Here is a 24,803-nt window from a genome sequence, read left to right as displayed (position 1 = left end):
GTAAAGCCGGGTTAAAGCTCAAGTAAAGCTACCGCAGTGCCGGATTAATCAGCACGGCGCCAACGAGCATCTGGATGAGCATGAGGATGAAAAACAGGACAATGACACTCACATCCAGGCCCACCCCGCTACCGCCGAGCTTTAGCGGCGGGATGAGTTTGCGCAGCGCATTCACTGGCGGGTCCGTCATCCGGAAGATGGGCTCGGCCACCATGATGAACCAGTGCGGCGGGTCGAACTGCTTGGAAAACGCCTGCACCATCTCAATGATGATGCGCACGATAACCAATAGAGAGTACAGCCCCACAAGGGCGTAGATGATTGCTCCGAAAAGTGCCACGCCGAACCACCCTACCGGCTAGCGCAAGCCAGCAGCACGCTTGAGGTCGTCTTTCTCCAGGTTCGCATTCTCCGGCACGATGGCGAACATCCGCTTGCGCGTCTCAACACCGCGGGAGAGGTTGTGCATGCTCCCGCGCAGGGCGAAGCACAGGCCAGCGGCGAAGTCCACGATGCGCTTCGCGTCGGCGGTGTCCAGGTCGGTCAGGTCCATGACCACAGCGTCGCCGTCGCGGAACGGCTCGCCGATCTCCTTGGCGTCGTTGTAGTTGCGCGGCGCGGCGGTCACGATATGCGGAGTGGAGCGGTAGCTCGGGCGCACAGCGTCGCGGCCGTAATCGCGGGGGGCGGGGCGATCCATGCGGGACGGGCGCTCGGCGCGCGGGGTGCGGTCATACGCGGTAGAACCGGCGGTGTGTGAGTTGTACTGCGGGTCGTCGTAGTAGGCGTCGTCCTCGCCGTTATCCACGGGGCCGAGGCCGAAAAAGTCTTTAGCACTGTCAAAGAAGGACATGCGGGCGGCTCCTTTTATGGGGTGATTCGCGGTGGATTTCAGACTACGGGGCGGGGCCCGAGGAGGGCTGTTCCGACACGCACGATATCGGATCCGCACGCGATCGCGTCGGCGAAATCACCGCTCATACCTGCAGAAAGCCTCAAGTTTCGGTTGAGCTTGGCGGCGTAGTCATCCGTCAACGAGCGCGCCTGAGCGAACACCTCGCGCGGCTGCGAATCCAGCGGTGGAACGACCATGAACCCGGCCAGCTCGAGGTGCTCGGATTCCTCCACCGCTTCCACGATCGCGGGCACGTCCGCCAGGGATGCGCCGCCGCGGGCAGTGTCGCCGTCGTAAGACAGCTGCACCATGCACGGCAATATCTCGCCTTCGCGGTCGCCACGTTCGAGCGCAAGCGCCATGCCGCGGTTGAGCCCGTGGGCCAGCTTCAGCGAGTCCAGCGAGTGCACTTCCGAGGCCCAACGCGCCACCGAATTCGCCTTCTTGGACTGGATCTGGCCGATCATGGCGATGCCGCAGCGGCCTTCAAGCGCGGCCGCCTTGTCGCGGGCCTCCTGTTCCCGGTTCTCTCCCACCAGCTCAACGCCGAGCGAGGCGAGCTCGACAATGCGCTCCACCGGGTGGAACTTCGTTACCGGCAAAAGTGCCACGCTGCCTTCTTCGCGGCCGGCGGCGCGCTCCGCGTCGCGGATCTGTTGGCGGACGGTTTCAAGGTTTTGTGCGAGATCAGACATTAGGCATCCAAATTACGCCAGCTTGCCGTCCGGTCACACCTTCGCGGCGGTGGGAGAAGAAATCGTTGTCGGTGATGGTGTCGCGCGGGTCCGCGTCGATGTGGGTCACGCCCAGGCTCAGCAGCTGGCGCACCAGCCCGGCGCGCACGTCGATGCCGGGCGTGCCCTTCGTTGTGCGTGTGCGGGATCCGGGCAAATGCTTCTCGACGTCTAAAGCCATCCCCTCCGGGACCTCATACGACTCCCCTGCCGCGGCAGGACCCAGCAGCACCTGGATGCGCGACGGTTCGGCGCCGAGGCCCACCATCGCCTCGACGGTGTTTTCCGCGATCCCGTTGCGCGCGCCCATCCGGCCGGCGTGGGCCGCGCCGATGACGCCGGCAGTGTGGTCGGACAGCAGCACCGGAGTGCAATCTGCCACGAGCACGCACAGCGCCAGGTTCTTTTCTCTGGTGACGAGGGCGTCGGTGGCTTCCACGGGGGTGGCCGAAGGTCCGTCGACAAGCGTGACTGTGTTGGTGTGCAGCTGCTCCATCCACACGAAACGCTCCTCGGGCAGGCCGAGCACCTGCGCAAGGCGGGCGCGGTTGGCGGCGACATCTGCGGGGTCGTCGCCGACGTGGGCGCCCAGGTTGAACGAGTCGTAGGGGGCAGCAGAAACCCCGCCCGCACGGGAAGTGAACACCATGCGGACGGGGCGAGTGGAAAGATCTGGCATGCCTGCCAGCTTAACTAGCGCATGAAGTCCGGCACATCGACGTCATCGAAGCCGCCGTCGAAGCCGCCGTCGCGGGCCTCGCGCGGCTCACGCTCACGCTCGGTGAACAGGCCGCTGCGGCTGGACGGCTCGTAGCGGTGGCGCGGCTGGTACTCCTCCTTGGCCGGCTCGGCCTCCACGACCTTGGTCGAGCTCCGCTCCGGCTGCGGCGTTTCCTGCTCAGCCGACTCAGCCGGCTCGGCCGGGCGGGCGTTGGCCTTCTCGTCGAAGCCGGTGGCGATGATGGTCACGCGGACCTCGTCGCCCAGGTTGTCGTCGATGATCGTGCCGAAGATGATGTTGGCGTCCTCGTCGGCCTTCTCCTCCACGATGGACGCCGCGTTGTTGACCTCCATCAGGCCCAGGTCGGAGCCGCCGGCGACGGAGATGAGCACGCCCTTGGCACCCTCCATGGTGGTTTCCAGCAGCGGGGAGTTGATGGCTTGCTCGGTAGCCGTCATCACGCGGTTGTCGCCGCGGGCGGAGCCGACGCCCATGAGTGCGGAGCCAGCGTCGGCCATGACGGAGCGCACGTCCGCGAAGTCGACGTTGATCATGCCCGGGATGGTGATGAGGTTGGTGATGCCCTGGACACCGTTGTAGAGCACCTCATCCGCCGCGCGGAAGGCCTCCATCATGGAAAGCTCCGCGTCGCCCAGCTGCAGCAGGCGGTCGTTCGGGATGACGATGACGGTGTCGCAGACTTCCTTGAGGTTCTCAATGCCCTCGAGCGCCTGGCGGGTGCGGCGCTTGCCCTCGAAGGTGAACGGGCGGGTGACCACGCCGATGGTCAGCGCGCCCATCTTCTTGGCAATGCCGGCGACCACCGGGGCGGCGCCGGTGCCGGTGCCGCCACCCTCGCCGGCGGTGACGAAGACCATGTCGGAGCCCTTCAGAGACTCCTCGATCTCCTGCTTGTGGTCCTCAGCGGAAGTGCGGCCAACCTCAGGGTTGGCGCCTGCGCCGAGGCCGCGGGTGGCCTCGCGTCCGATGTCGAGCTTCGTGTCGGCATCCGTAAACAGCAGCGCCTGGGAGTCAGTGTTTATCGCGACAAACTCGACGCCCTTGAGGCCTTCCTCGATCATCCGGTTGACGGCGTTGACGCCGCCGCCGCCGACACCGACGACGCGGATCATGGCGAGGTAATTGGCGGGAGAGGTCATGGTGGTGGTCTCGCCTTTCACAAGTTGGTTTTTGCAGTTGCTACCCATCTTGTGTGAAAGCATGCGGATTTTTGTTTTCTGGTCCGGCGTGTCACAACCCTAAACCTGTACTTTAGGGTTGTGACCTGCGGTTTTAGCGCGAAGTGACCAGTTCTGGGTTGGAAATATTGAATGTTTTTCCGTCCAGCTGCAGCACGGTCTCAAGCGCGAGCGCCTTGTTCTGGTTGTCCTCGGACGAACCCCACGTGACTGTCCTGTCCCCGTCCAGCTTGAGCACGAAGCTGTGGTCCCCGTCGCGGGTCAGCTCGCGGACCTGCGGGCGGGCCGGGTCCGTGATCGCGGAAGCGACCTCCACCGCTTTCGGCAGTTGCTCCTCGTTAATGCCGACGAGCTGCACCGCCCCCAGCGGCGGCTGGGCGACCACGAAATCCTTGCCCTCGCTGTTGATCAGGTGGGGCTCGCCGCCCTGGTCTATCCAGGCCACCGGGGTGTGCTCCTGCACAGTGACGTCCACCGCATCTGGCCACCGGCGCTTCACCGTCACTGAATCCACCCACGGATTCGCCGCCACGTCCTGGGCTGCCCGGTGCACATCCACGCGCCCCATCGGGGTGCCCACCTCCACGCCGGAGAGCGACTTCACTTCCTCGGCGGGCAGGTTCACCGCACCCTCGATGTTGACGTCGTCGACGGGCATGGCCAGGGTAAACGGCAGCGCCGCCACGACTGCGAGCACAAGTGCGACGCAGCCGGCGACGATGGTGATCGCGCGGCGGGACATCCTACGCCTCCCGCAACGCGGCGAGGATCTCGTCCGCCAGCATGGTCACGCTGCCCGCCCCCATGGTCAGCACCAGGTCACCGGGCTTGGCTACCGCCGCCACGGTCGCAGGCGCCGCGGAAAAGTCCGGCTCCACACGCACCGGCGCGGTCATCTTTTCGGAAATAATCCGGGAGGTCACACCCTCCACCGGCGTTTCACGGGCGCCGAAGATGTCCAGCAGCACGCATTCGTCGCTGAGCGACAGCGCGTCGGCGAACTCGCCTGCGAACTCCTGCGTGCGCGAGTACAGGTGAGGCTGGAAACAGACCACAACGCGGGCGCCGTTGCCCTCAGCGTCGACCTTGTCGCGGGCGGCGGTGAGCACGGCGGCCACCTCCGTCGGGTGGTGGGCGTAATCGTCGTAGACGCGGGTTCCGCCCACCTCGCCCTTGAACTCGAAGCGACGGCGCACGCCGGTGAACTCGCTCAACCCCTGGGCGAGCTTCGCCGGGTCGGCGCCAACCAGCACGCCTGACAACAGTGCCGCGGCAGAGTTGAGCACCATGTGGCGGCCCGGAATCGCCAGAGTGTACATAACACCACCGGAGATGCGGCCGGTGCGCAGCTGCACCTCGACCACGGTGTGCTCGCCCTCCTGCCGTTCGCCTGTGACCACAGCGCCTGCCGGGATCTTGGGGTGGCGTGCGGAGGCCTCCGCGGTGCCGTAGCCGGAGACGGTCAAGCCGCGCTCGAGGGCGCGCTCGCCGCAGGCGGCGGCGTTGTCGTCGTCGAGGCAGACGACCACATGCTTGGCCAGGTCCGCGAAATCGTCGAAGACCTGGAAGTACTTCTCGCGCGTGCCGTAGAAATCCAGGTGGTCCGGCTCGATGTTGGTGATCACAGCAACATCCGGGGAGTAGCGCAGCAGCGAGGCGTCGGACTCGTCGGCCTCCGCAACAAACACGTCGCCGTGGCCATGGTGCGCGTTGGTGCCGGCTCGGTTGAGCTGGCCGCCGATGGCGAACGAGGGGTCCTCCCCCGCCGCCTGCAGCGCCACCACGGCCATCGACGTCGTGGATGTCTTGCCGTGCGTGCCCGCGAGCAGCAGCTGGGTCGAGCCTTCCATCAGCTCCGCAAGCAGGTCGGAGCGGCGCAGCAGCGGGATGCCCTCGCGCTTGGCGCGCACCAGCTCCGGGTTGTCCTGCGGGATGGCGGCGAAGCTGGTCACCACTGCGGTGGGCAGCTCGCCGGACAGCTCCAGGTTTGCTTCGTCGTGGCCGAGCGCGACCTTGGCGCCCTTCGCTTTGAGCGCGCGCACTGGCCGGGAGTCTTTGGCGTCGGAGCCGGTCACTGTCGCGCCGCGGTCCAGCAGGATGTGCGCCACGCCGGACATGCCGGCCCCGCCGATGCCGATGAGGTGGACGCGGGAGAGATCTGTCATTTATGTGTCCTTTCCAGCAGCCGCGGCGATGCGCGCGGCAAGGTCCTCGGCAACGCTGCCGGCACCCGAGTCCTCGAGCGCCGCGCGCATAATCGCGCGGGCATCGGGTTCCAAGAGAGGCAGCAGCTTGTCGACGAGCACGTCGCCGGTCAGCGCCGCGTCGTCGATACGCAGGGCCGCCCCGGCGTCGACGAGGTGGGCGGAGTTGAGCCCCTGCTCGCCATTGCCGTGCGGCAGGGGGATGTAGATGGCGGGGATGCCGGCCGCGGAGTTTTCCGCAACCGTCATCGCGCCCGAGCGGCACACCACCACGTCGGCGATTGCGTACGCGGCCTCCATGTCGTCGATGTACGGCACCGCCGTGTAGTGGTCGTGCGTGACCGGGGCGTCGTTCTTGCGCCCGTAGGCGTGCAGGATCTGATACCCCGCGCCGGTGAGCCGCTCCACCGCGTCGGCCAAGGCCGCGTTGATGCTCACCGCACCTTGCGAGCCGCCGGTGACCAGGATGGTCGGGCGGTCTTCTTGTAGGTTCCACATGCGCAGGCCCCGCTCGCGCTTCGCGCCGTCCGGGTCCACGCCCACGCCGGGGCGCACCGGCACGCCGACGACCTCGCCGTCCATGCCGGAATTGGGCACCGCGTTGAACCCGGTGCCGCCGATCTTCACGCCCAGCTTGTTGGCCATGCCTGCCAGCGCGTTGGTCTCCAACACGAAAAACGGCAGGCCAAGCTGTTTCGCGGCCAGGTACGCCGGGCCGGAGACATAGCCGCCGGTGCCGAAGACGGCACGTGCGCCGCAGCGCTTCATTGCCTGCTTGGCCTGGCGGACACTACGGGCCAGCTTGAACGGCACGGAGGCGAGCTTCCAGGGCTTCTTGCGTGGGATCGGCACCGGGTCGATCAGGGAAAGCTCGAACCCACGGGCCGGAATGATGGTGGTTTCCAGGCCTCGTTCAGTGCCGAGGGCGACCACGTTTGCCCCGTACGCGTCGCGAAGCACTTCCGCGACTGCAAGAGCGGGCTCGATGTGGCCCGCAGTGCCGCCGCCTGCGATGACGACGCTGAACTTCTCGGTAGACATGGCTCTCCTATCGGCGCGGGGTCCGGCGGTGCGGCTGCCTATGGTAGGACGCGGCGACCGGCTGGGTCACCGGCGTGCCGTAGCGCTCGCGGCGCGGCGCGGCCGCAGGCGCCTGGCGGCGCTGCTTGAGCGCGCGGGGCTCGCCGATGAAGAACATGCGGTCGAACATGGGGCGACCGTAATTCTGCATGGACGAGATCGCGTCCGGCTCGTGGCGCGCCACAGACGCCAGCACGCCCATCGCGCCGAGGGTGAACACGGCCGAGGAACCGCCGGCGGACAACATGGGCAGCTGGATGCCGGTGACCGGAAGCAGGCCCACCACGTAGCCCATGTTGATGAAGGCCTGGGAGACCACTGCCGCGGTCAGGGACGCTGCCATGAGCGTCTGGTACTGCGTCTGCGCGCGCAGCGCGGTGCGCATACCGAAGAAGCCGAGCAGCGCGAACAGGAGGATCACCAGGGCGCCGCCCCACAACCCGAGTTCTTCGCCGATGACGGCGAAGATGAAGTCGTTGCGCGCCTCCGGCAGGTAGAACCACTTCGCGCGCGACTGGCCCAGGCCGACGCCGAAGATGTGGCCGTCCGCCAGCGACAAAAAGCCTTGGTGGGACTGGAACGCCACGCCACGGGTGTCGTCGAAGTGGCCGCGCAGCGCGTCGAAATAGACGTGGAAGCGGGCGGAGCGGAAGCTGCCGGAGAGGAAGATCACCACCAACGCCACAACGCCCGAGGCCGCAACCACGCCGACGGCCTTCAGCGACACACCCGCAAAGAGCAAGATGAACGCCACCACCACGGCAAACGAGAGCGCCATCCCCATGTCGCCCTGCATGGCAATCAGCCCCACGCAGAGGATGGAGACGGTGAGGAAGGCGGCGAATCCGTTGTCCGGGGCGAACAAACGGCGCGGGTCCTTGTTGGCCAGGATCTTCGCTCCCCACATGGCGATGGCGACGCGGGCGAACTCGGAAGGCTGCAGGCGCAGCGGGCCGGCGACCAGCCAGGACTGCGAGCCCACCTCGGCACGGCCAGTGCCCAGAGGCGTGAGCACGGCGATGAGCAGCACAATCGCGATGACCATCAGCCAATTACTCAGGCCCCGGAGCCGCTCGGGCGGCGTCTTCAACGCGGCCCAGAACGCGATGAGGCCGAGCACGACCATCACGAACTGGCGCACGGCCAGGGACCACACGCTCGCACTCGCGGCAAACGAGGTCGCCATGGACGAGCTCATGACCATCACCACGCCGAGACCGGCGAGGAAGAGCACGATGCTGCGGATCATGGTGTAGTCGATCAGCGGCCGGGAATCGAGCGCATCCTGGATGCGCCGGAGCCCTGCGCTGAGCTTCGATTCGGGAGCGGGTGCCGCCTTACGCGGCGCGTCCGGCCGTGGTGCGCGTTGCCGGGGTGCGCGTTGAACCGTCATGCTGCCCTTTCGATTGGAACCGCGGAAGAAAACCTCAACCTTTAGTTGAGCTTACTTGTTGTGCGGGTTCCAGTGTCGCATTGCGGCGGCCGCGAATGCGTCGCCACGCGCAGACATGCCGGAAAACATGTCCAAGCTCGCCGCGGCGGGTGCCAAAAGCACGGTGTCGCCCGCCTGCGCCTGGGTGGCCGCCCACGCCACGACCTCGTCCATCGCTTGCTCCGGGTCCTGCGCGTCGGAGACGAAAACGGGCACCTCCGGCACCACCTGCTCGAGCGAGGCGCGGATCATCTCCCGGTCCACGCCCAGAAGCGCCACCGCGCGGAACTGCTTGGCGTGCGCTTTGACCACGGCATCCACGGAAGCGCCCTTGAGCTGCCCGCCGGCGACCCACACCACGGAACCAGCGCCGGTGAGCGCCGAATCCGCCGCGTGCGGGTTGGTGGCCTTGGAGTTGTCCACCCAGTCCACTCCGCCGCCGGAGTGCACGACCGCGCCGCGGTGGCCCTCCACCTGGTACGCGTCCAGCGCGCGTTGGATGTGCTCGGTCGTGGCTCCCTGCGTCAACGCCACCGCGGTGGCGGCCAGCGCGTCCAGCACACCTGCGGCACCGGCGGGCTCGATGCCGTCGGCCGGTGCGACATCCACGGGTGTTCCGCCAAGCTTTGCGACGATGCGTCCGCCCACCACACCAACCTGGCCGTCTGCCGGCTCGCCGAGCGTGAACCCGACGATGTCCTCGCGCCCCGTGTCGGCGGCGATCCGCGCGACCTCGGTGTCGTCGATACCCGCCACCGCCACCGGCGCCTGAAGCACCTTGGCCTTGGCCGCGGCGTACTCGGCGAAGCTGCCGTGCCAGTCAATGTGGTCGTCCGCCAGGTTCAAAAGCACGCCCGCATCGGGAACGAGCTGGGAGGACCAGTGGAGCTGGAAGCTGGAAAGCTCGGCTACCAGCACGTCCAAACGCTCCGGCGCGAGCATCGCCTCCCCCACCGCGACGCCGATGTTGCCGCACGCGCCGGCGCGCAGGCCGGTGTCCTTGCCAGCCTCAATCATCATCTGCGCGAGCATGCCCGTGGTGGTGGTTTTGCCGTTCGTTCCGGTGACCACCAGCCAGGTGCGCGGCTCGCCGAACACGCCGGCGCGGTCCAGCCGGAAGCACAGCTCCACGTCGCCGATGACGTCGATGCCGGCGGATGCGGCGTCCACAAGCAATGGCGTATCCGGCCGCCACCCGGGCGAGGTGACCACGAGCCCGACCTCGCCGAAGCGGGCGCGGGCCTCGTCGCCGGTGCACGTGTCGTAGCCAGCCTCGGCGGCGCGGGCGCGGCCTGCCTCGTTGTCGTCGACAACGGTGAAGCGGGCGCCGGCGCGCCGAAGCAGCTGCGCCGCCCCGAGCCCCGACACACCGGCGCCGGCGACCAGGGTGTAGTCCGACAGGATCGGCTGCGTCACAGGTTCGCCCCGTTCAGCCACTCGCCGTAGAACACCGCAAGGCCGAGCATGAACGCCATGGCGGAGATGATCCAGAATCGGACCACGACGGTCATCTCGTGCCAGCCGCCGTTTTCAAAGTGGTGGTGGAACGGCGCCATGCGGAACACGCGCTTGCCGGTGGACTTGAACGACGCCACCTGGATCACCACCGAGGCGGCCTCGAGCACGAACAGCGCGCCGATGATGATCATCAAAAGCTCCGTGCGCGACCCCACGGACAGGCCCGCAACCAAGCCACCGAGTGCGAGCGAGCCAGTGTCTCCCATGAAGATCTTCGCCGGGGCAGCGTTCCACCACAGGAAACCCACACAGGCGCCGAAGCCGGCAGAGGCCAGGATGGCCAGGTCCAGCGGGTCGCGCACGCTGTAGCAGCCGGCGGCGGCCACGGCCTCGCACGAGTTGCGGAACTGCCAGAAGGTAATGCCCACGTACGCGGCCATCACCAAGGCGGTGGTGCCGGAGGCGAGCCCGTCCAGCCCGTCGGTGAGGTTCACCGCGTTCGACCAGGCGGCCAGCAGGATGTAAATGAAGACGAGGAAGAAGATCGTGCCGATGGTCCCGCCGCCGAAGGTCAGGTCGATCGTCTCAATGTCGCGCACGAAGCTCAAGAACTGCGAGCCCGGTGTCAGCCCGTTCTCGTCAGGGAAGCGCAGAATGAGCACTCCGAAAATCAGCGAAATGGCCAGCTGCGCCACCAGCTTCGCGGTCTTGTTCAGGCCCAGGTTGCGCTGCATGAACAGTTTGATGCCGTCGTCCGCGAAGCCGACCAAGCCCAGAGACAGGGTGAGAAACAGCACGATCAGGCCGGTGGCGGTAAACGCAGTATGCCCTGTGAACAGGGCAACAAGGCTGCCGCCGAGGTAGCCCATGGTGATGCCCACGAGGATGGCAATGCCGCCCATCGTCGGGGTGCCGCGTTTGCGGGCGTGGGACGCCGGACCGTCCTCGCGGATCTCCTGCCCCATCGCCCGCCGGTTGAAGTACCGGATGAGCGCAGGGGTGAGGAAGATCGAAACCAAGAAGCTGATGATTCCGGCGCAGATAACTTGAACCATGGAAGTTGTACCTTGCTATTTCTCTACGTCGCGTGACTACCTAAGCGTATGCCCTTGCAGGAGCGCTTCCGCCACTACCCACAGCCGGGCGGCGTTGGAGGCCTTGACCAGCACAACATCCCGGTCTTTGCGCTCGCGCCAATTGTCCTCCCCTACCGGCGCGGACGCTAGCAGCTCGCGCACCGTCTGCGCCGCCTCGTCGGTGTCGGCGACGGCGGTGGTGCGGATGCCTTGCCCCTCGGCGCGCTGGGTGAGCGCAACCATCGCGTCGGACTTGCCGACGGCCACGAGGTGCGTCACCCGGTATCGCGCCAACTCGTCCGCGAGCAGCGCGTGCTCCTGTTCGGCGCCGGCACCCAGCTCGCTCATCTCTCCGAGCACGGCCACCGAGCGCACGCCCGGGCGGGCGGCGGCGGTATAGCCCAACGCCGCGATGGCCGCGCGCATGGATTCGGGGTTAGCGTTGTAGGCGTCGTTGATCACGGTCACCCCGTCGGCGCGCGTGTTCACGTCCATGCGGTTGACGGACACCGAGCTCGCCGCGGACAGCGCCTCGGCAACGGTGGCCGCGTCCATGCCCAGCTCCGTGCCCACGGCAGCGGCGGCGAGCGCGTTACCCACCTGGTGCGCGCCGAACACGCCGAGCGTGACCCGTTGCGGATCACCGTTCGGCGTGTGCATGGTGAAGGACGCGCGCGCCACCGCGTCGAGCTCAACGTCCGTGGCGTAGTAGTCTGCGGCCGTGTTGCCGGACTCGGAGAAGGTGACCACGCGCGCATCCGTTCGCCCGGCCATACCGGCGACGAGCTCGTCGTCCGCGTTGAGCACGGCGACGCCGTCGCGAGGCAGCGCCTCCACCAGCTCCCCCTTGGCCTTCGCGATGTTTTCACGGGAACCGAACTCGCCGATGTGCGCGGATCCGACGTTGAGCACCACGCCGATTGTCGGCGGCGCGATGGTGGCCAGGTGCGCGATGTGGCCGATGCCGCGCGCGGACATCTCCGCGACCAAAAAGTCTGTGTCTTCGGTGCAGCGCAGCACCGTGTACGGGTGGCCGATCTCGTTGTTGAAACTGCCCGGGGGCGCCACCGTCTCACCGGCGCGCGAGAGCACCGCGGCGATGAGGTCCTTCGTGGACGTCTTGCCCGCAGAGCCGGTCACGCCGACGATGGTCAGCCCGTGCGCCCCCGTCAGCTCGCGCGCGACCGCGGAGGCGAGCTTAGACATGCCGTCCACCACCCCCGCCGCGGAACCGTCCGGGTCATTCGCGGCCAGGTCCGAGTTGTCCCCCTCGCGCGGTGGCCGCTTCTCGACGACTACCGAAGGCCTGCCCACCTCCCGCGTGGTCAGCGACGCGGCAGCGCCGGCCTCTGCGGCCTTGTCCACGAAATCGTGCCCGTCCACGCGCGCCCCCGGGAAGGCGACGAAGAGTCCGCCCGGGCCGATCTTGCGGGAGTCGAACTCCACGAACCCGGTCACGTGCGTGTTCGGGTCGGCTTCCGGGCTCAAGCGCCCGCCGGTGACCTCGGCGATGCGCGCCAGCGTCATGTCGATCATGCTCGAGATTGCCTTTCTGTAATTGCCCTGCGCATCTCTTCGCGGTCGTCGAAGTGCAACTTCTCGGTGCCCACGAGCTGGCCCACCTCGTGGCCCTTGCCAACCACGATCACTGCGTCGCCGGGCCGGGCCCACTCAACGAGCGCGTCAATCGCCTTGCCACGTGGGCTGACCTCGACAATCTCCGCGCTCGCGCCGGCCTCGCGCGCGCCCGCAAGGACTGCGGCGCGGATGGCGGCGGGGTCCTCGGTGCGCGGGTTGTCGTCTGTGACCACCACGAAGTCCGCCCCCTTGGCCGCCTCAGCGCCCATGAGCGGGCGCTTGGAGGAATCGCGGTCGCCGCCCGCGCCCACGGCCACGCCGATGCGCCCTTCCACCTGGCCGCGCAGGGTTGCCAGCACCGCGCCGATGGCAGCCGGCTTGTGGGCGTAGTCCACGACGGCGACAAAGGTCTGGCCTTCGTCGATACGCTCCATGCGCCCCGGCACCGCCGCCTGCTCCAGGCCGTTCAAGAACGACGGGAGCTCCACGCCCGCGGTCTGTGCGATGGCCGCGGCGAGCGCGGCGTTGGCCACGTTGAACGCGCCTGGCATGGGCAGGGTGAACTCGAAAGTATCGTCGGCGGTGAGCTGGATGCGTTGGCGGCCTTGGTCGTCGATACGCACAAGCTCCGCGGTCACATCGGCGTCGCTTGTGGTAGCGACCGTGACCGGCGCTTCGGCGAGATCAGCCATGCGCTGGCCCCACTCGTCGTCGACGCAGATGACGCTGCGCTTCGCCCGCAGCTCGCTCGCCGGGTCGAAGAACAGCGCCTTCGCCTGGAAGTAATCCTCCATGGTCGGGTGGAAATCCAGGTGGTCCTGGGAAAGGTTGGTGAACGCGGCGACGTCGAAGTCCGAGCCGGTGACGCGCCCCAGCATCAACGCGTGCGAGGACACCTCCATGACCACATGCGTGACCCCTTCGTCGCGCATCTGCGCGAACAGCCGCTGCAGCATCGGCGCCTCCGGCGTGGTCAGCTCCGTGGCCACGTCGCGCCCCATGATCTTCGTGCCGGTGGTGCCAATCAGCCCCACTTTGCAGCCGGCAGCGGTCAGCCCCTTTTCCAGCATGTAGGTGGTCGTGGTTTTGCCGGAGGTGCCTGTAACGCCGAGGAGCATGAAGCTTTGCGACGGGTGCCCGTACACCTCAGCCGCCACATGGCCCAGGATTGCCCGCACATCCTCGACCACGAGCACCGGGCGTCGGTCTGCCGTCTGCTGGATAATCGCCAGACCAGCCTCGTCGGTAAGTATCGCGCCCGCGGCGGAATCGAACGCGTAGGTCGCGCCGTGGACACGGGTGCCGGGTAGCGCGGCGAACAGGCCGCCAGGTTCGACGTTCTGGGAGTCCAGGCCGACAAAGGTCACCGGGGTATCCGCGCTCGGCGGGTTGACGATGCGCGCGCCAGCGATGTCGGCGAGCTGCTGCAAGCTTGTCATTTTTCTCAGACCTCCATCTGTATCTACTGGCCCTGCAACGGGTACGGCTCGGCCGGCGGGCTCAGCGGAACGTTCTCACGGTTGAGCAGCCAGCCCGCAATCTGCTTGAAAATCGGGGCCGCGGACTGTCCGCCGTTGCCGCCCTCGAGGACGCCGCGCTGCGGCTCGTCCAGCATGACCGCGACCACGAAGCGGGGATCGTCCGCGGGCGCGACACCGGCAAAGGTGATCCAGTACGCGCTGTTGGAGTACGCGCCGGTGTCCGGGTTGACCTTCTGCGCCGTGCCGGTCTTGCCGGCGAACTGGTACCCCTCCAGGTTGTTGCCCTGGGCAGTGCCGTTGTTGACCCCAGCCGGGTCCTCTTGGAACGTGGCGCGGAACATGTCCAGCGTGGTGCGCGCGGCCTCCTCGCTGATCACTCGGGAGTGCTCCGGTTCCTCCTGCGCGATCTCCTCACCGTCCGGGCCGGTGATCTTGTGGATGATGCGCGGCTGGATCCGCTCGCCCTCATTCGCGATCGTCTGGAACACACCCGCCATCTGCAACGTGGTCCAACTCATTCCCTGGCCGATGGGCAGGTTGGCGAAAGTGCCGCCGGACCACTGCTCCAGCACCGGCAGCAGGCCCGCAGACTCGTTGGGCAGCTCGATCCCGGTGCCCTGGCCGATGCCGAAACGGTTCAGGTAATCCCAGAACCGCTCCTCCCCCAAGCGTTGGGCGAGCTGGAGTGTGCCCACGTTTGAGGACTTACCGAAGATGCCCGCGGTGGTGTACGGCATCACGCCGTGCTCCCACGCGTCGCGCACCGTAATGCCCGCCATATCGATCGAACCGGGCACCTGGTGCACCTCGAACGGGTCCGTCAGCCCCTGGTCGATCGCCGCGGCGGCGGTGATCACCTTCGCCACCGAGCCTGGCTCGAAGGGGTGAGACACGCTCGGGTTCTCAAAGTCCTTGCCCTGTTTGACCTGCTGGTCGACGTTGCCGTTCGGGTTGATCGTGTCGGTATTCGCCATGGCCAGCACCTCGCCAGTGTGGCTATCCAGCACCACGGCCTGCGCTTCCTTGGCTAGCGAGTTGGCCTTGGCCTGCTCCAGGGTCTGCTGGACATAGGTCTGCAGGTCCAGGTCGATGGTCAGTTCGATCTGGGCGCCGCCGACGGCCGGGACAACGTCGCGCAGCGAGCCCGGAATAGATTGGCCGTTCGCGGACACGTCCTCGGTGGAGCGGCCGTCGATGCCGGTGAGGTCCGCGTCGCGGGAGGCCTCCATACCGAACTGGCCTTGCCCGTCCATGGAAACCTTGCCGATGATGTTTTCGCCCACCGCCCCGTTCGGGTACTGGCGGATGTCCTGGTGGTCCGCCGCGATGCCGTGGAAGGCGTCTGCGACGGTGGCGGCCACATCCGGGTCCACATTGCGCACCAGCACCTCGTAGCTGGAATCCGCGTGGAGTTTGTCCAGGATCTCCTTGGCGCTGACCTGGCCGACCTTGGTGGTCGGCTCGCCGGAAGCGGTGTTCGACGGGGTGTCGCTCACCACTTCCCCATCGCCGATCATGCCCGGGATCTCGTTGGCCATTGTGCGCAGCACGTCCTCGACGCGGGCGTCCACCTGGGCGGCGATGTCCTCCGGAGACAGCCCGTCCACACGCATTTCCAGTTCCTGCTGCTCCTTGAGCTCCTTGCGCAGCTGCACCGGAGACACCGTCAGGGAGCGGGCTTGCATGGTGTAGGCCATCTTGTTGCCGTCGCGGTCCACGATCTCGCCGCGGCGCGCGCGGTCCACGTAGGTGCGGCTTCGTTGGTCGTTGGCTTGCTCGCGCAGCTCGTCGCCGATGATGACCTGCACCCAGAACAAACGTCCGATGAGCAACGCGGCCACCGCCAAAAAGGCAATGCCGAGCCAGTACACACGCTTGCCCGTGATGTGCTTCTGAGAAGTCGGCGCAGGCTTCGGATTCTCCCGCGCTACCTGCGAGTTCGCATTAGAGCGTGGCACTGCTCACCTCCCATATCCACTGGCTGGTACCCGCCGTTATGTCGACAACCATCATGCCCCGCCCCCGGGCAGATACCTAGGTGCGCCACGCCTGCCGTTACGGCTGGGCCGCAACGTTGGCCTGGTAGGGCGCCAAGTTGTCAATACGGGGTGCGTTCGCGGCGCGGCCGGGGCGCTGCGTCAGGGCATCCTCCAGCTCCTTCGTCGCACGATCGTCCGAGGACGCGCGGGAGGCGGGCCTGCCCTCGCCGTTGACATCGACCAGCTTGGAGGCCGACTCCGGGTTGTACGGGCGCTGCTCCTCCGCGTGGCCCTCGTCGTTCACGGCAACCACGCCCGGCTCGCCGGCGAGCACCATGCCCATGGAGTCTGCCCGCTGCGCGAGCGCCGCCGAGGAACGACGGTCCTCCAGGTCGCGGTTGAGCGACTCGACCTCGTTCGCCAGCTCCTGCTCCTTGGCCTGCAGCTTCTGAATCGCAAAGGTTTGTGTGGTGGCGATGCCGGACAAGATCATGGCCACCGCGATTCCCACCACCAGCAACGGCAAAGCGATCTGGGACAGCGAAGAGAACTTCGAGCGCACCTTCGTGGTGGCCACCCGGCGTCCACGGACGGACACCACCTGGTTGGATCCCAGCCGGCCGCGGGACTTCGGGTGCTCCACGTGCGGCTTTACGCCGGGCATGGTGCGTACGCGGCTGGCCGAGTGCTGAGTGCGGCCCTGAGTGTGGCCCTGAGTGCGGCCAGGTGTGCGGCTCTGGTTGCGGGTCAGCGTCGCCGATCGCGTTGCTCGTGCGGCCATGGTGTCCGTCCTTGTCGGGCTTAGGGGGTGGGCTGGGGTGGGCTGAGTTTTTCAATGCAACGCACCCTCACGGGCGCGGCGCGCGGGTTGCGTTCGATCTCCTCCGCCGGAGCCTTCTCCGCCCCGCGGGTGACGGTGCGGAACTCCGGCTCGGTGCCCGGCAGGTCCATCGGCAGGCCAACCGGGGTCTTGGAGGTGGTGAGCTCGTTGAACGCGGCTTTGACGATCTTGTCTTCCAGGGACTGGTAGCTCATGAACACTGCGCGCCCGCCCTCGCCGAGCAGGTCGGTGATCACGGGCACGACGTTTTCCACCGCCTCGAGCTCACGGTTGACTTCGATGCGCAGCGCCTGGAACGTGCGTTTCGCGGGGTGTCCGCCAGTGCGTCGGGTTGCGGCCGGGATGGTGGCGTAAAGCAACTCCACCAGGCGCGCGGCACGGCCGAAGGGCTCGCGCTCGCGCTCCGCGATCACGGCGGAGGCGATCTTTCCGGCGAAGCGCTCGTCGCCGTACGTCTTCAGAATGCGGGCCAAGTCGCCGTGGCTGTAGGTGTTGAGCACCTCGGCCGCGGTGATGCCTTCTGTCTGGTCCATGCGCATGTCCAGCGGGGCGTCACCACGGTAGGAGAAGCCTCGTTCCTGCTGGTCCAGCTGCATCGACGACACACCTAGGTCGAACAGGGCGCCCGCGATGCCGTGTTCGCGGGCTGCGTCGAATATGTCGCCCTCGTTGTTCGCAACCGCCTCATCCACGTGGTCGAAACGGCACTGCACTGCCACGAAGCGGTCGCCGAAGGACGCCAAGCGTTCCGACGCCTGACGCAGCGCGTTCGGGTCCCTGTCCACACCAATCACGCGGGCGTGAGGGAAAACGTTGAGGAAGTGCTCTGTGTGTCCGCCGGCGCCGAGCGTGCCGTCGATAAGCACCGCTTTTGCTCCGAATGCCTCAACGCTGGGCGCGAGCAGTTCAGCCATGCGGTCGCGCATGACGGGGACGTGACCGTGCGGGTCGTCAGCGAGCGTGAAGTTCGCCATGGCGTGCCCTCCGTGTCTCTTCAGTGTCCCTAGCTCGTGCGGTGGTTGTCAGCTTCTTTGTCGGCGCGGGGAGCGCATAGAGCCCTGCCCGGGGCGGCTGTTCTGATGTCGGGGAAGTACACCAGAACGCTTCACGCCCCGGACAGAGTCCGTACACGCTCTCCGTAGTCGATGCCTCCTGCGGGGTAGTCAGCCCTACAGCAGACCGGAGAGAATGTCGTCGTCATCCGCCGCAGAGAACGCGGCTTCAGTCTCTTCTTGATACTTATTCCAGGACTCGAGGTCCCAGATCTCGAGAAAATCCACCGAACCGATGACCACGCACTCCTTGGAAAGGCTTGCGTACTCCCGGTGCGCCGGGGACAGGGTGATTCGCCCAGACCCGTCGAGCGTTTGCTCATCCGCACTGGCAGCCAGGTTGCGGATAAAAGCACGCGCCTTGGGGTTTGTGCGGGATGCCGCTGCGGCCTTGCGGGCGCGGGCGGCAAACTCGTCGCGCGGATATACCGCAAGCGAGTGGTCCTGCCCCTTGGTCACCATCAACCCGTCTGCAAGATCCTCACGGAACTTCGCGGGGAGCGTCAGGCGACCTTTGTCGTCGAGCTTGGGAGTGTAGGTTCCCAGAAACATCCGGCGACCTACCTTCCTTCACTTTCTGACGTTGGCTGTGAAATTTTCTCGGCTTCGTTCCGTACCGCGCACGTAGTCAAGATGCGCGCCACGTCACTCCGCTGAGCCCCACTTTAACCCACTTTCCCCCACAAACGCCACACCTCAGCAGTTTTTAGTTCCAGTGTGTCGTGTTTGCGCATTTCAGAGTGCCATTTTTGCCGTGGGGAGTTTACCCGCGAAAACTCAGAACATGCCCCACACGCGCCACACTCGATATCTGCACCCCCACGATTCACGCCCCGAGGGGGCGGCACTGCCCATGTTTCAGCCCCCTTTGGGCGCTAGTGGGGAGAAGTGGGGGATTTGGGGTGGGCACGAAAAAGCGCCTCCCCGACACGACGGGAAGGCGCTGCCGCAAATACCGCTAAGTACTACTGACGGTCTTCGAAACGACGACGGAAGCTCTCCTCCATGCTGGCGCTGCGCTGCGTGCGCGGCTTCGCCTGCCGGGACGAGCGCGCAGACGGAGACACTTGGTTCGACGGGGTGCGCAGCGCCATGATGCCGCCAAAGAGCATGACAGCGAAGCCGATGACGCTCAGCACAATCGTCCAGATACTCAGGCTCGCCAGCGCCACACCACCAAGCAGGAGCACCAGACCCAAGACGATCAGGGCGACGCTGCGCATGGTCAATTGACCGGTCTTTGGCGCGGAACCGAAGCCAGATTCAGTCACGACACTGCTGCCAAACTTCGGGTCGTCCGCGAAGAGAGACTGCTCAATTTCGCGCAACGCCCGCATTTCCTGCTCAGATAGAGACACTGCTCACTCTCCCGATACCGATGGCGGACTGACGTTATCCGTATAACGGCCATGGTACGCAGATTGTTCCCGTGCCCCACTTTCCTCACACTATGCAGCCATCGGAGCCTCCCCAGCCCTGGTGGACAGATAAAACTCCTCCGCATCCGAGAGCAGCCGGTGCACCACAGCCGCACCCGGGTCCATTTCAATCCCGGACGCCACCCTGCCGCGCTGCGTCGAATAGCGCTTGAACACGGCGGCCCAATGCGCCCCGTCATCACCCGTGAGCGCGAGCTTGTCCCACGCGCTCGTAGGTAGACGCTTGCGCTTGCGCACGATCGGCGAGGCCGCGTTGCGCGCCCCGGCAATCCGAAGCGCCGCACGATAGGCGTTTTCCATTGCCACGTCGTGCCGGCCAGCTTCGAAATCATCATGCGCCAGCCCAATCAGCTCCTCGGCCGCGGACAAGAATTGGTCGGCCTTACTCATGCGCGCACCCCGTCCGTACACCGCGCCGGTTGTTGCCGAAACTACGCTTCCCGCCATGGCTTCCTCCTGCATAAACATTGCTTTTGTACAAGTGATGGACTCACCCTAAAACACGCGTTCGACACCACCCGACATACATGGGAACACTTGTTCGACCAGAAGTGTGGGTTCCTGCCACACACAGCGCCCGCAAGTGATTCCATAGAGGGGTGACTGCAACCATTCAGCGCCTGACGGCCGCCGAGTTCCTGATGCTCGCCCCAACGCTCGTAGACATCTATATAGAGGCCATGGGCTACCCGCAGACCATGCGCCGCCAACGCATCCAGGTGTGGAAAGGCGAGGTGCGCTCCCCCGGCTTCACCGCGGTCGCGGCGATCGATAGCGGCCAAGTCGTCGGCATCGCCTACGGCTTCATCGGCACCCGCGATCGCTGGTGGGACCGTCAGCTCGTGCGCGCGATGGACGCAAACGGCGGGATCACGGACCAAGACCGGGAGATGCTGCGCAGCTACTTCGAGGTCGCGGAAGTGCACGTCTCCCCCGCGCTGCAGGGCAAAGGCCTGGGCTCCCGCCTGCTCACGGAGCTACTGAGGGAAGCCCCGACGCGCTGGGCGCTGCTATCCACACCGGAAGTTGCAGACGAGGCGAACAACGCGTTCGGGCTGTACCGCAAGTTCGGATTCACGGACGTGGCGCGTAATTTTCTCTACGAGGGGGATAAACGCCCCTTCGCCATCCTCGCCCTCGATCTACAAAACTGCACTGGGTAGGGTTGCGGGGAGATCATCAACTTCAGGCACAAGGAGCGTAGGCGTGACAGATCTTGGGCTCAACGACGTACCGGCACAGGTGGAGCAGCATCTTGAATCGTTTTTCAACGAGCGTGCGAAAGCTGTCGAGGCCATTGGCGAGCCTGTCGCACAGGCGGTGAGCCACCTGCGGCGCTTCGTCCTCGGCGGCGGCAAGCGCGTGCGCCCCACGTACGGCTGGGCAGGCTTCGTCGGCGCGGGCGGCCTGCAAAGTACGGAAGACCCCGAGGCCGTGCTCCGCGCTGTGAGCGCCCTGGAGCTGATCCAGGCCTGCGCGCTGGTGCACGACGACATCATCGACGCCTCAGACACCCGGCGCGGCAACCCCACAGTGCACCGCGCGATCGAGGCTGAGCACCGCAGCCAGAGCCTGCTCGGCTCCGCGGAGGAATACGGCACCAACGCCGCGATTCTGCTCGGCGACCTCGCACTCGCCTGGGCTGAGGACATGTGGCGCTACTCCGGTGTCTCCCAGGACGCTCTCGCTCGCGCCGCGGAGCCGTGGGTGGGCATGCGCACCGAGGTCATTGGCGGCCAGCTGCTGGACATCATGCTCGAGAGCCTGGGCAGCGAGTCGGTGGAGATGGCCAACCGCGTCAACCGGTTCAAGACCGCGGCGTACACCATCGAGCGCCCCCTGCACTTGGGTGCCGCGCTTGCGGGCGCGAGCGAGTCGCTCATCGACGCGTTCCGTGGTTACGGCCGCGACATCGGCATCGCATTCCAGCTTCGCGACGACCTGCTTGGCGTATTCGGCGACCCTGCCGTGACCGGCAAGCCGGCCGGCGACGACATCCGCGAGGGCAAGCGCACGGAACTGTTCGCCACGGCCCTTGAGCTGCTGGACCAGACGGACCCGGCGGCGGCGCAAGAGCTTCGCGACGGGATTGGTACGACGGAGGATGAGGCGGAGCTGCGTCGATTAGCAGGGCTCATCCGCTCCAGCGGCGCCAAAGACGCGGTGGAGGCGCGCATCGAAGAACTCACCGCCTCCGGCCTCGGCTTCTTGGACGGCGCCGGCATCGACGACGCAGCCGTGGAAGCGCTCACCGTGCTCGCGCACAAGGCCACCGACCGGCGGATGTGATGCGCCCGCAGAGTCTGGGTGTCGCCGCCTGCGCGCTGATTGCCGTGGGCTCGTTCGGCGCAGGCGCGACCCGCTACCGCGGCGGCCTGCTGCGCGCAGTAGGCCTGGAGCACCTCTCCTACGGTCATGGCCGGGCGCTGATGGACATGCTGCTCACCGCCGGCATCATCGGCCTGGTGGTGGCGTGGGTACTGCTGTGGAAAGCCAGGCCCGGTCTAGCCCAGGTGCGCCGCAGCGTGTGCTGGTGGGCAGGCGTTATCGCGCTGTCCGCGCCGATCCTGTCGCGCGACGTGTACTCCTACCTCATGCAAGGCGCGATGCTTCGCGACGGCTTCGACCCCTACTCCGAAGGCGCCGCCATAAACCCGGGGCCGTACCTGTGGGAGGTCTCCCACGACTGGCGCAACACCACCACGCCGTACGGCCCATTGCACCTCGGGGTGGGCAAGGCGGTGACGTCGCTGGTCGGCGAGAACGTCACTTTAGGCCTGGTGGTCTACCGGCTGATTTCCCTGGCAGGGTTCGCGCTGATTGTGTGGGCACTGCCGCGGATTGCGAAGCAGATCGGCGGCGACCCCGTCCTTGCTCTGTGGTTGGGGGCAGCCAACCCGGTGATGCTGCTGCACCTCATCGGCGGCATGCACAACGAGGCCGTCATGGTTGGTCTGGTCAGTGTGGGCCTGTTGTGGTGCCTGCGCAGCCGCTGGTGCACCCCGGGCATCGGGCTGATCGCTCTGGCGGTGTCGCTGAAAGCCACAGCGGCGGTGGCACTGCCGTTCGTGGTGTGGCTGATGGTTAAGCGGCGCAGCAGGACCACCCTCGGTGCCGCCGGCATGCTGGTTGTCTGCGGGGCGTGGGCGCTCGCCGTCAACATCGCAGTGATCCAGCTGGTCACCTGGGCATCCGGCACCACGTGGGGGTGGCTCGAGGAAATCACCGGCAACTCGAAGGTGATCAACCCGCTCGCCGGCCCCACCCTCGCCGCCGAGCTCATCACGCCGGTACTCCAGCTTTTCGACGACACGTTCCGCTACAACACCGCCCTTTCCTGGACCCGCACCGTCTTCTCCGTGCTCATGCTGGTCGGCCTGGCGGCGGTGTGGTGGATCTTCCGCCCCCGCCGTGGCGAGGCCTACGAGCGGCGCTCCGTCGCCGGCACCACCGCCGCCTACACGGTGGCATTTGCCGCCAACGCGGTGACCCTGCCCTGGTACTACGCCTCCGTCATCTCGCTGGCAGGCACATTCCGCCCGCCGGCCTGGGTAGTGCGGGTGACCGTTGGGGCGTCGATAATCGTCGCCCTCGCATTCCAGGGCAGCGGCAATCACCGCCTCTACGACGCGTGGTTCCTCGCACTCGCGGCGATCGCCGCCGTCGTTGCGGTGGAGTGGCTGTTCCGGGACCCGGCTAAAACGCCATCGCCTGCGCGCGGCGGATCACTTCGCGAGCTTTTTGGCCGTGCAGCGCGTCCACAGGACGCCCCGGCAGCGACTCATCCGACGTAAACAGGAACGCCAAGATCTCGTCCGCGTCGTAGCCGCCGTCGGAAAGCACCGTGATCGCGCCGGAGACGAACTTGCTCAAGCCGTCCTCGCCGAGCAGGCTGGCAGGCACAACCTTCTTTCCGTCCTTGACGTAGTGCACCAGCTTCTTCGCGCCGACGTAGTCGTGCACCTTGGTCACCGGCACGCCCAGCTTCTCGGCGACATCCGGAAACGGCAGCAGGGTTTCGTCGATAAGCAATTGCTCAAGATTCGTTTGTGCGCTCACGGTCCGCGATTCTACTCTGGTGCACATGGCAACCTTGCGGGCAGGCACGACACTGGACGGGCGTTACGTTGTCGACCGCCCAATCGCGCGCGGCGGCATGGCCACCGTCTACCGCTGCGTCGACGCACGCCTCGGACGTGAAGTGGCCGCAAAAGTCATGCACGAGCAATACGTGCACGACGAAGTGTTCCGCGAACGCTTCCGCCGCGAAGCCCGCGCAATGGCCCAGCTCAGCCACCCAAACTTGGTCAACGTGTACGACTTCTCCGCGTCCGGCGGCGAAGTGTTTTTGATCATGGAACTCATCACCGGCGGCACCCTGCGCGAACTGCTCGCCGAACGCGGCCCCATGCCCCCACACGCCGCCGCTGCCGTGATGCGCGGCATGCTCACCGGGTTGAGTGTCGCGCACGCGAAAGGCATGGTGCACCGCGACATCAAACCCGACAACGTACTCATCGACACTTCCAGCCGCGTCAAACTCTCCGACTTCGGGCTCGTGCGCGCCGCGGCCGAAACCACCCAATCCACCGACCAAATCGTCGGCACCGTCGCCTACCTCTCGCCCGAACAGGTCGACGGCGGCGCACTGACCGCGGCTTCCGACGTCTACTCCGCCGGCATCGTGCTCTTCGAGCTACTCACCGGCCGCACCCCCTTCAGCGGCGACACCCCCTTGGCCCACGCCTACGCCCGGCTGCGCTCCGACGTGCCCGCGCCGTCTTCGCTGATCGCCGGAGTGCCCAAGCTTTTCGACGAACTCGTCGCCACCGCCACCGCCCGCAACGCCGAAGACCGGTTCCACGACGCCGCCGATTTTTTGGAGGCCTTGGACGACGTGGCCAGCGAGCTGGCGCTGCCCACCTACACCGTGCCCGCCCCGCGCAACTCCGCTGCACACCGCGCCGCTGAACACCCGACCAATTTTGGGCTGGCCGCGGGTGTTGGCGGCGGTGCTGGTGCTGGTGGCGCGGACGGTGCTGGCGGTGCTGGTGCCAGGAGTGCCGCCCACCAGCGGCTTTTCCCCGGCGACGACGCGCCCACCCGCGTCTCCCCCTCCCCCGCCCAGCCTGCGCCCGGCCCGACCCGTGGCCAGTGGCCCGCGGCAGGTCCGGCGCCCGTTCCTACGCCAGTCCCGGCCGCTGGCCCGGCACCTGCGCCTGCGCCGAGGCCTGTTCCGGGGCCGCTTTCCCCCGACGCCCCGGATGCCCCTTCAGCGCGCGAGCCCGCTTCCCGACTTCCCACCGTTAAACCCGTGTCGAACCGTTCTCCGTTCGGCGTGGCCCTGTACACCGTCTTCGTCATCATCGTGATCGTCGCCGTGGCGCTGGGGGCTTGGTGGTTCGGCTCCGGCATGTACGGAGAAATCCCGGAGGTCATCGTCCCCCAACCCTAGCCGGCCGACTTCCACTATGCAGCTGCATAGTGGGTGGCGACCAATCATTGGTGCTGGCCGAGTTGTCCGCAATGCGGAGTCCGCAATCGGAGTCTTTTGTACGAATCGGCAAAACGCCCCGGTTCCCAATTTTCCCACCTGGGGAAATGCTGGAGCGCTGTCGATTTTTACAAAACCTG

24 protein-coding genes are annotated in these 24,803 nt (G+C 66.6%); 4 read left to right on the top strand and 20 right to left on the bottom strand.

Features of this window, described 5'->3' with window-relative positions:
- Positions 1 to 28 precede the first annotated feature (28 nt).
- From HMPREF2791_RS06175 to HMPREF2791_RS06085, 19 genes are all read right to left on the bottom strand, one after another.
- Complete coding sequence (locus HMPREF2791_RS06175) at positions 29 to 340, bottom strand: YggT family protein (protein ID WP_034998551.1); 312 nt, start codon at positions 338 to 340, stop codon at positions 29 to 31.
- 18 nt (positions 341 to 358) lie between these two features.
- The gene (locus tag HMPREF2791_RS06170; protein WP_070844748.1) at positions 359 to 853 is read right to left on the bottom strand and encodes a cell division protein SepF; all 495 of its coding nucleotides are present in this window, start codon (positions 851 to 853) and stop codon (positions 359 to 361) included.
- A 38-nt stretch (positions 854 to 891) separates the two neighbouring features.
- Positions 892 to 1,590, bottom strand: a complete 699-nt coding sequence (locus tag HMPREF2791_RS06165) for a YggS family pyridoxal phosphate-dependent enzyme (protein WP_070475164.1) — start codon at positions 1,588 to 1,590, stop codon at positions 892 to 894.
- The gene (pgeF, locus tag HMPREF2791_RS06160) at positions 1,583 to 2,308 is read right to left on the bottom strand and encodes a peptidoglycan editing factor PgeF (RefSeq protein ID WP_070475163.1); all 726 of its coding nucleotides are present in this window, start codon (positions 2,306 to 2,308) and stop codon (positions 1,583 to 1,585) included. Before pgeF ends, HMPREF2791_RS06165 begins: the two co-directional genes overlap by 8 nt.
- A gap of 14 nt (positions 2,309 to 2,322) precedes the next feature.
- Positions 2,323 to 3,510, bottom strand: a complete 1,188-nt coding sequence (gene ftsZ / locus HMPREF2791_RS06155; protein WP_070475223.1) for a cell division protein FtsZ — start codon at positions 3,508 to 3,510, stop codon at positions 2,323 to 2,325.
- A 133-nt stretch (positions 3,511 to 3,643) separates the two neighbouring features.
- Positions 3,644 to 4,291, bottom strand: coding sequence for a cell division protein FtsQ/DivIB (locus tag HMPREF2791_RS06150; RefSeq protein WP_070844747.1), 648 nt, complete (start codon positions 4,289 to 4,291; stop codon positions 3,644 to 3,646).
- Position 4,292: 1 nt separating this feature from the next.
- Entirely contained in the window at positions 4,293 to 5,714 is a 1,422-nt protein-coding gene (gene murC, locus HMPREF2791_RS06145) for a UDP-N-acetylmuramate--L-alanine ligase (RefSeq protein ID WP_070844746.1), read from the bottom strand.
- Positions 5,715 to 6,794 (bottom strand): undecaprenyldiphospho-muramoylpentapeptide beta-N-acetylglucosaminyltransferase, encoded by a 1,080-nt coding sequence (gene murG / locus HMPREF2791_RS06140; protein WP_070475160.1) that lies wholly within the window; start codon positions 6,792 to 6,794, stop codon positions 5,715 to 5,717.
- Between the two features lie 7 nt (positions 6,795 to 6,801).
- Complete coding sequence (locus tag HMPREF2791_RS06135; protein ID WP_070844745.1) at positions 6,802 to 8,226, bottom strand: FtsW/RodA/SpoVE family cell cycle protein; 1,425 nt, start codon at positions 8,224 to 8,226, stop codon at positions 6,802 to 6,804.
- A gap of 51 nt (positions 8,227 to 8,277) precedes the next feature.
- Positions 8,278 to 9,681, bottom strand: a complete 1,404-nt coding sequence (gene murD / locus HMPREF2791_RS06130; protein ID WP_210383729.1) for a UDP-N-acetylmuramoyl-L-alanine--D-glutamate ligase — start codon at positions 9,679 to 9,681, stop codon at positions 8,278 to 8,280.
- A complete protein-coding gene (gene mraY / locus HMPREF2791_RS06125) occupies positions 9,678 to 10,778 on the bottom strand; it encodes a phospho-N-acetylmuramoyl-pentapeptide-transferase (protein WP_070475157.1) in 1,101 nt (366 codons plus the stop codon). The genes murD and mraY overlap by 4 nt, the downstream gene beginning before the upstream one ends.
- A gap of 36 nt (positions 10,779 to 10,814) precedes the next feature.
- On the bottom strand, positions 10,815 to 12,335 hold the full coding sequence (murF, locus tag HMPREF2791_RS06120; RefSeq protein ID WP_070844744.1) for a UDP-N-acetylmuramoyl-tripeptide--D-alanyl-D-alanine ligase: 1,521 nt from the start codon (positions 12,333 to 12,335) through the stop codon (positions 10,815 to 10,817).
- On the bottom strand, positions 12,332 to 13,816 hold the full coding sequence (locus HMPREF2791_RS06115; protein WP_070844743.1) for a UDP-N-acetylmuramoyl-L-alanyl-D-glutamate--2,6-diaminopimelate ligase: 1,485 nt from the start codon (positions 13,814 to 13,816) through the stop codon (positions 12,332 to 12,334). The genes murF and HMPREF2791_RS06115 overlap by 4 nt, the downstream gene beginning before the upstream one ends.
- 23 nt (positions 13,817 to 13,839) lie before the next feature.
- Entirely contained in the window at positions 13,840 to 15,816 is a 1,977-nt protein-coding gene (locus HMPREF2791_RS06110; RefSeq protein WP_083290271.1) for a peptidoglycan D,D-transpeptidase FtsI family protein, read from the bottom strand.
- Between the two features lie 97 nt (positions 15,817 to 15,913).
- Positions 15,914 to 16,618: a cell division protein FtsL gene (locus HMPREF2791_RS06105; protein ID WP_141764932.1), complete on the bottom strand. Its 705-nt coding sequence runs from the start codon at positions 16,616 to 16,618 to the stop codon at positions 15,914 to 15,916.
- Positions 16,619 to 16,638: 20 nt separating this feature from the next.
- Positions 16,639 to 17,652 (bottom strand): 16S rRNA (cytosine(1402)-N(4))-methyltransferase RsmH, encoded by a 1,014-nt coding sequence (gene rsmH, locus HMPREF2791_RS06100; RefSeq protein WP_070844742.1) that lies wholly within the window; start codon positions 17,650 to 17,652, stop codon positions 16,639 to 16,641.
- A gap of 195 nt (positions 17,653 to 17,847) precedes the next feature.
- Entirely contained in the window at positions 17,848 to 18,282 is a 435-nt protein-coding gene (gene mraZ, locus HMPREF2791_RS06095; protein ID WP_070475152.1) for a division/cell wall cluster transcriptional repressor MraZ, read from the bottom strand.
- Between the two features lie 413 nt (positions 18,283 to 18,695).
- Positions 18,696 to 19,088: a DUF3040 domain-containing protein gene (locus HMPREF2791_RS06090; protein ID WP_070475151.1), complete on the bottom strand. Its 393-nt coding sequence runs from the start codon at positions 19,086 to 19,088 to the stop codon at positions 18,696 to 18,698.
- A 90-nt stretch (positions 19,089 to 19,178) separates the two neighbouring features.
- Positions 19,179 to 19,559, bottom strand: coding sequence for an SAV_6107 family HEPN domain-containing protein (locus tag HMPREF2791_RS06085; RefSeq protein ID WP_083290276.1), 381 nt, complete (start codon positions 19,557 to 19,559; stop codon positions 19,179 to 19,181).
- A 209-nt stretch (positions 19,560 to 19,768) separates the two neighbouring features.
- On the opposite strand from HMPREF2791_RS06085, the gene HMPREF2791_RS06080 reads away from it, so the two are divergent.
- The 3 genes from HMPREF2791_RS06080 to HMPREF2791_RS06070 are packed head-to-tail and all read left to right on the top strand — an operon-like array spanning position 19,769 to position 22,963.
- Positions 19,769 to 20,332, top strand: a complete 564-nt coding sequence (locus tag HMPREF2791_RS06080; RefSeq protein WP_070844741.1) for a GNAT family N-acetyltransferase — start codon at positions 19,769 to 19,771, stop codon at positions 20,330 to 20,332.
- A gap of 43 nt (positions 20,333 to 20,375) precedes the next feature.
- Positions 20,376 to 21,458, top strand: coding sequence for a polyprenyl synthetase family protein (locus HMPREF2791_RS06075; RefSeq protein ID WP_070844740.1), 1,083 nt, complete (start codon positions 20,376 to 20,378; stop codon positions 21,456 to 21,458).
- Positions 21,458 to 22,963, top strand: a complete 1,506-nt coding sequence (locus tag HMPREF2791_RS06070) for an alpha-(1->6)-mannopyranosyltransferase A (protein WP_070844739.1) — start codon at positions 21,458 to 21,460, stop codon at positions 22,961 to 22,963. Before HMPREF2791_RS06075 ends, HMPREF2791_RS06070 begins: the two co-directional genes overlap by 1 nt.
- Here the strand turns inward: HMPREF2791_RS06070 and HMPREF2791_RS06065 are convergent.
- Positions 22,866 to 23,255 carry an Rv2175c family DNA-binding protein gene (locus HMPREF2791_RS06065; protein ID WP_083327918.1) on the bottom strand — a complete coding sequence of 130 codons (390 nt, stop codon included), beginning with the start codon at positions 23,253 to 23,255 and terminating at the stop codon, positions 22,866 to 22,868. The two genes, HMPREF2791_RS06070 and HMPREF2791_RS06065, sit on opposite strands and share 98 nt — an antisense overlap.
- Here HMPREF2791_RS06065 and HMPREF2791_RS06060 point away from each other — a divergent pair.
- On the top strand, positions 23,254 to 24,624 hold the full coding sequence (locus tag HMPREF2791_RS06060; protein ID WP_070844737.1) for a protein kinase domain-containing protein: 1,371 nt from the start codon (positions 23,254 to 23,256) through the stop codon (positions 24,622 to 24,624). The genes HMPREF2791_RS06065 and HMPREF2791_RS06060 overlap by 2 nt on opposite strands.
- Positions 24,625 to 24,803 lie beyond the last annotated feature (179 nt).

The sequence above is a fragment of the Corynebacterium sp. HMSC034A01 genome (genome assembly GCF_001838175.1).
GTDB lineage: Bacteria > Actinomycetota > Actinomycetes > Mycobacteriales > Mycobacteriaceae > Corynebacterium.
The sequence above is the reverse complement of the archived record's forward strand: the minus strand, read 5'-3'. Positions and strand labels throughout refer to the sequence as shown.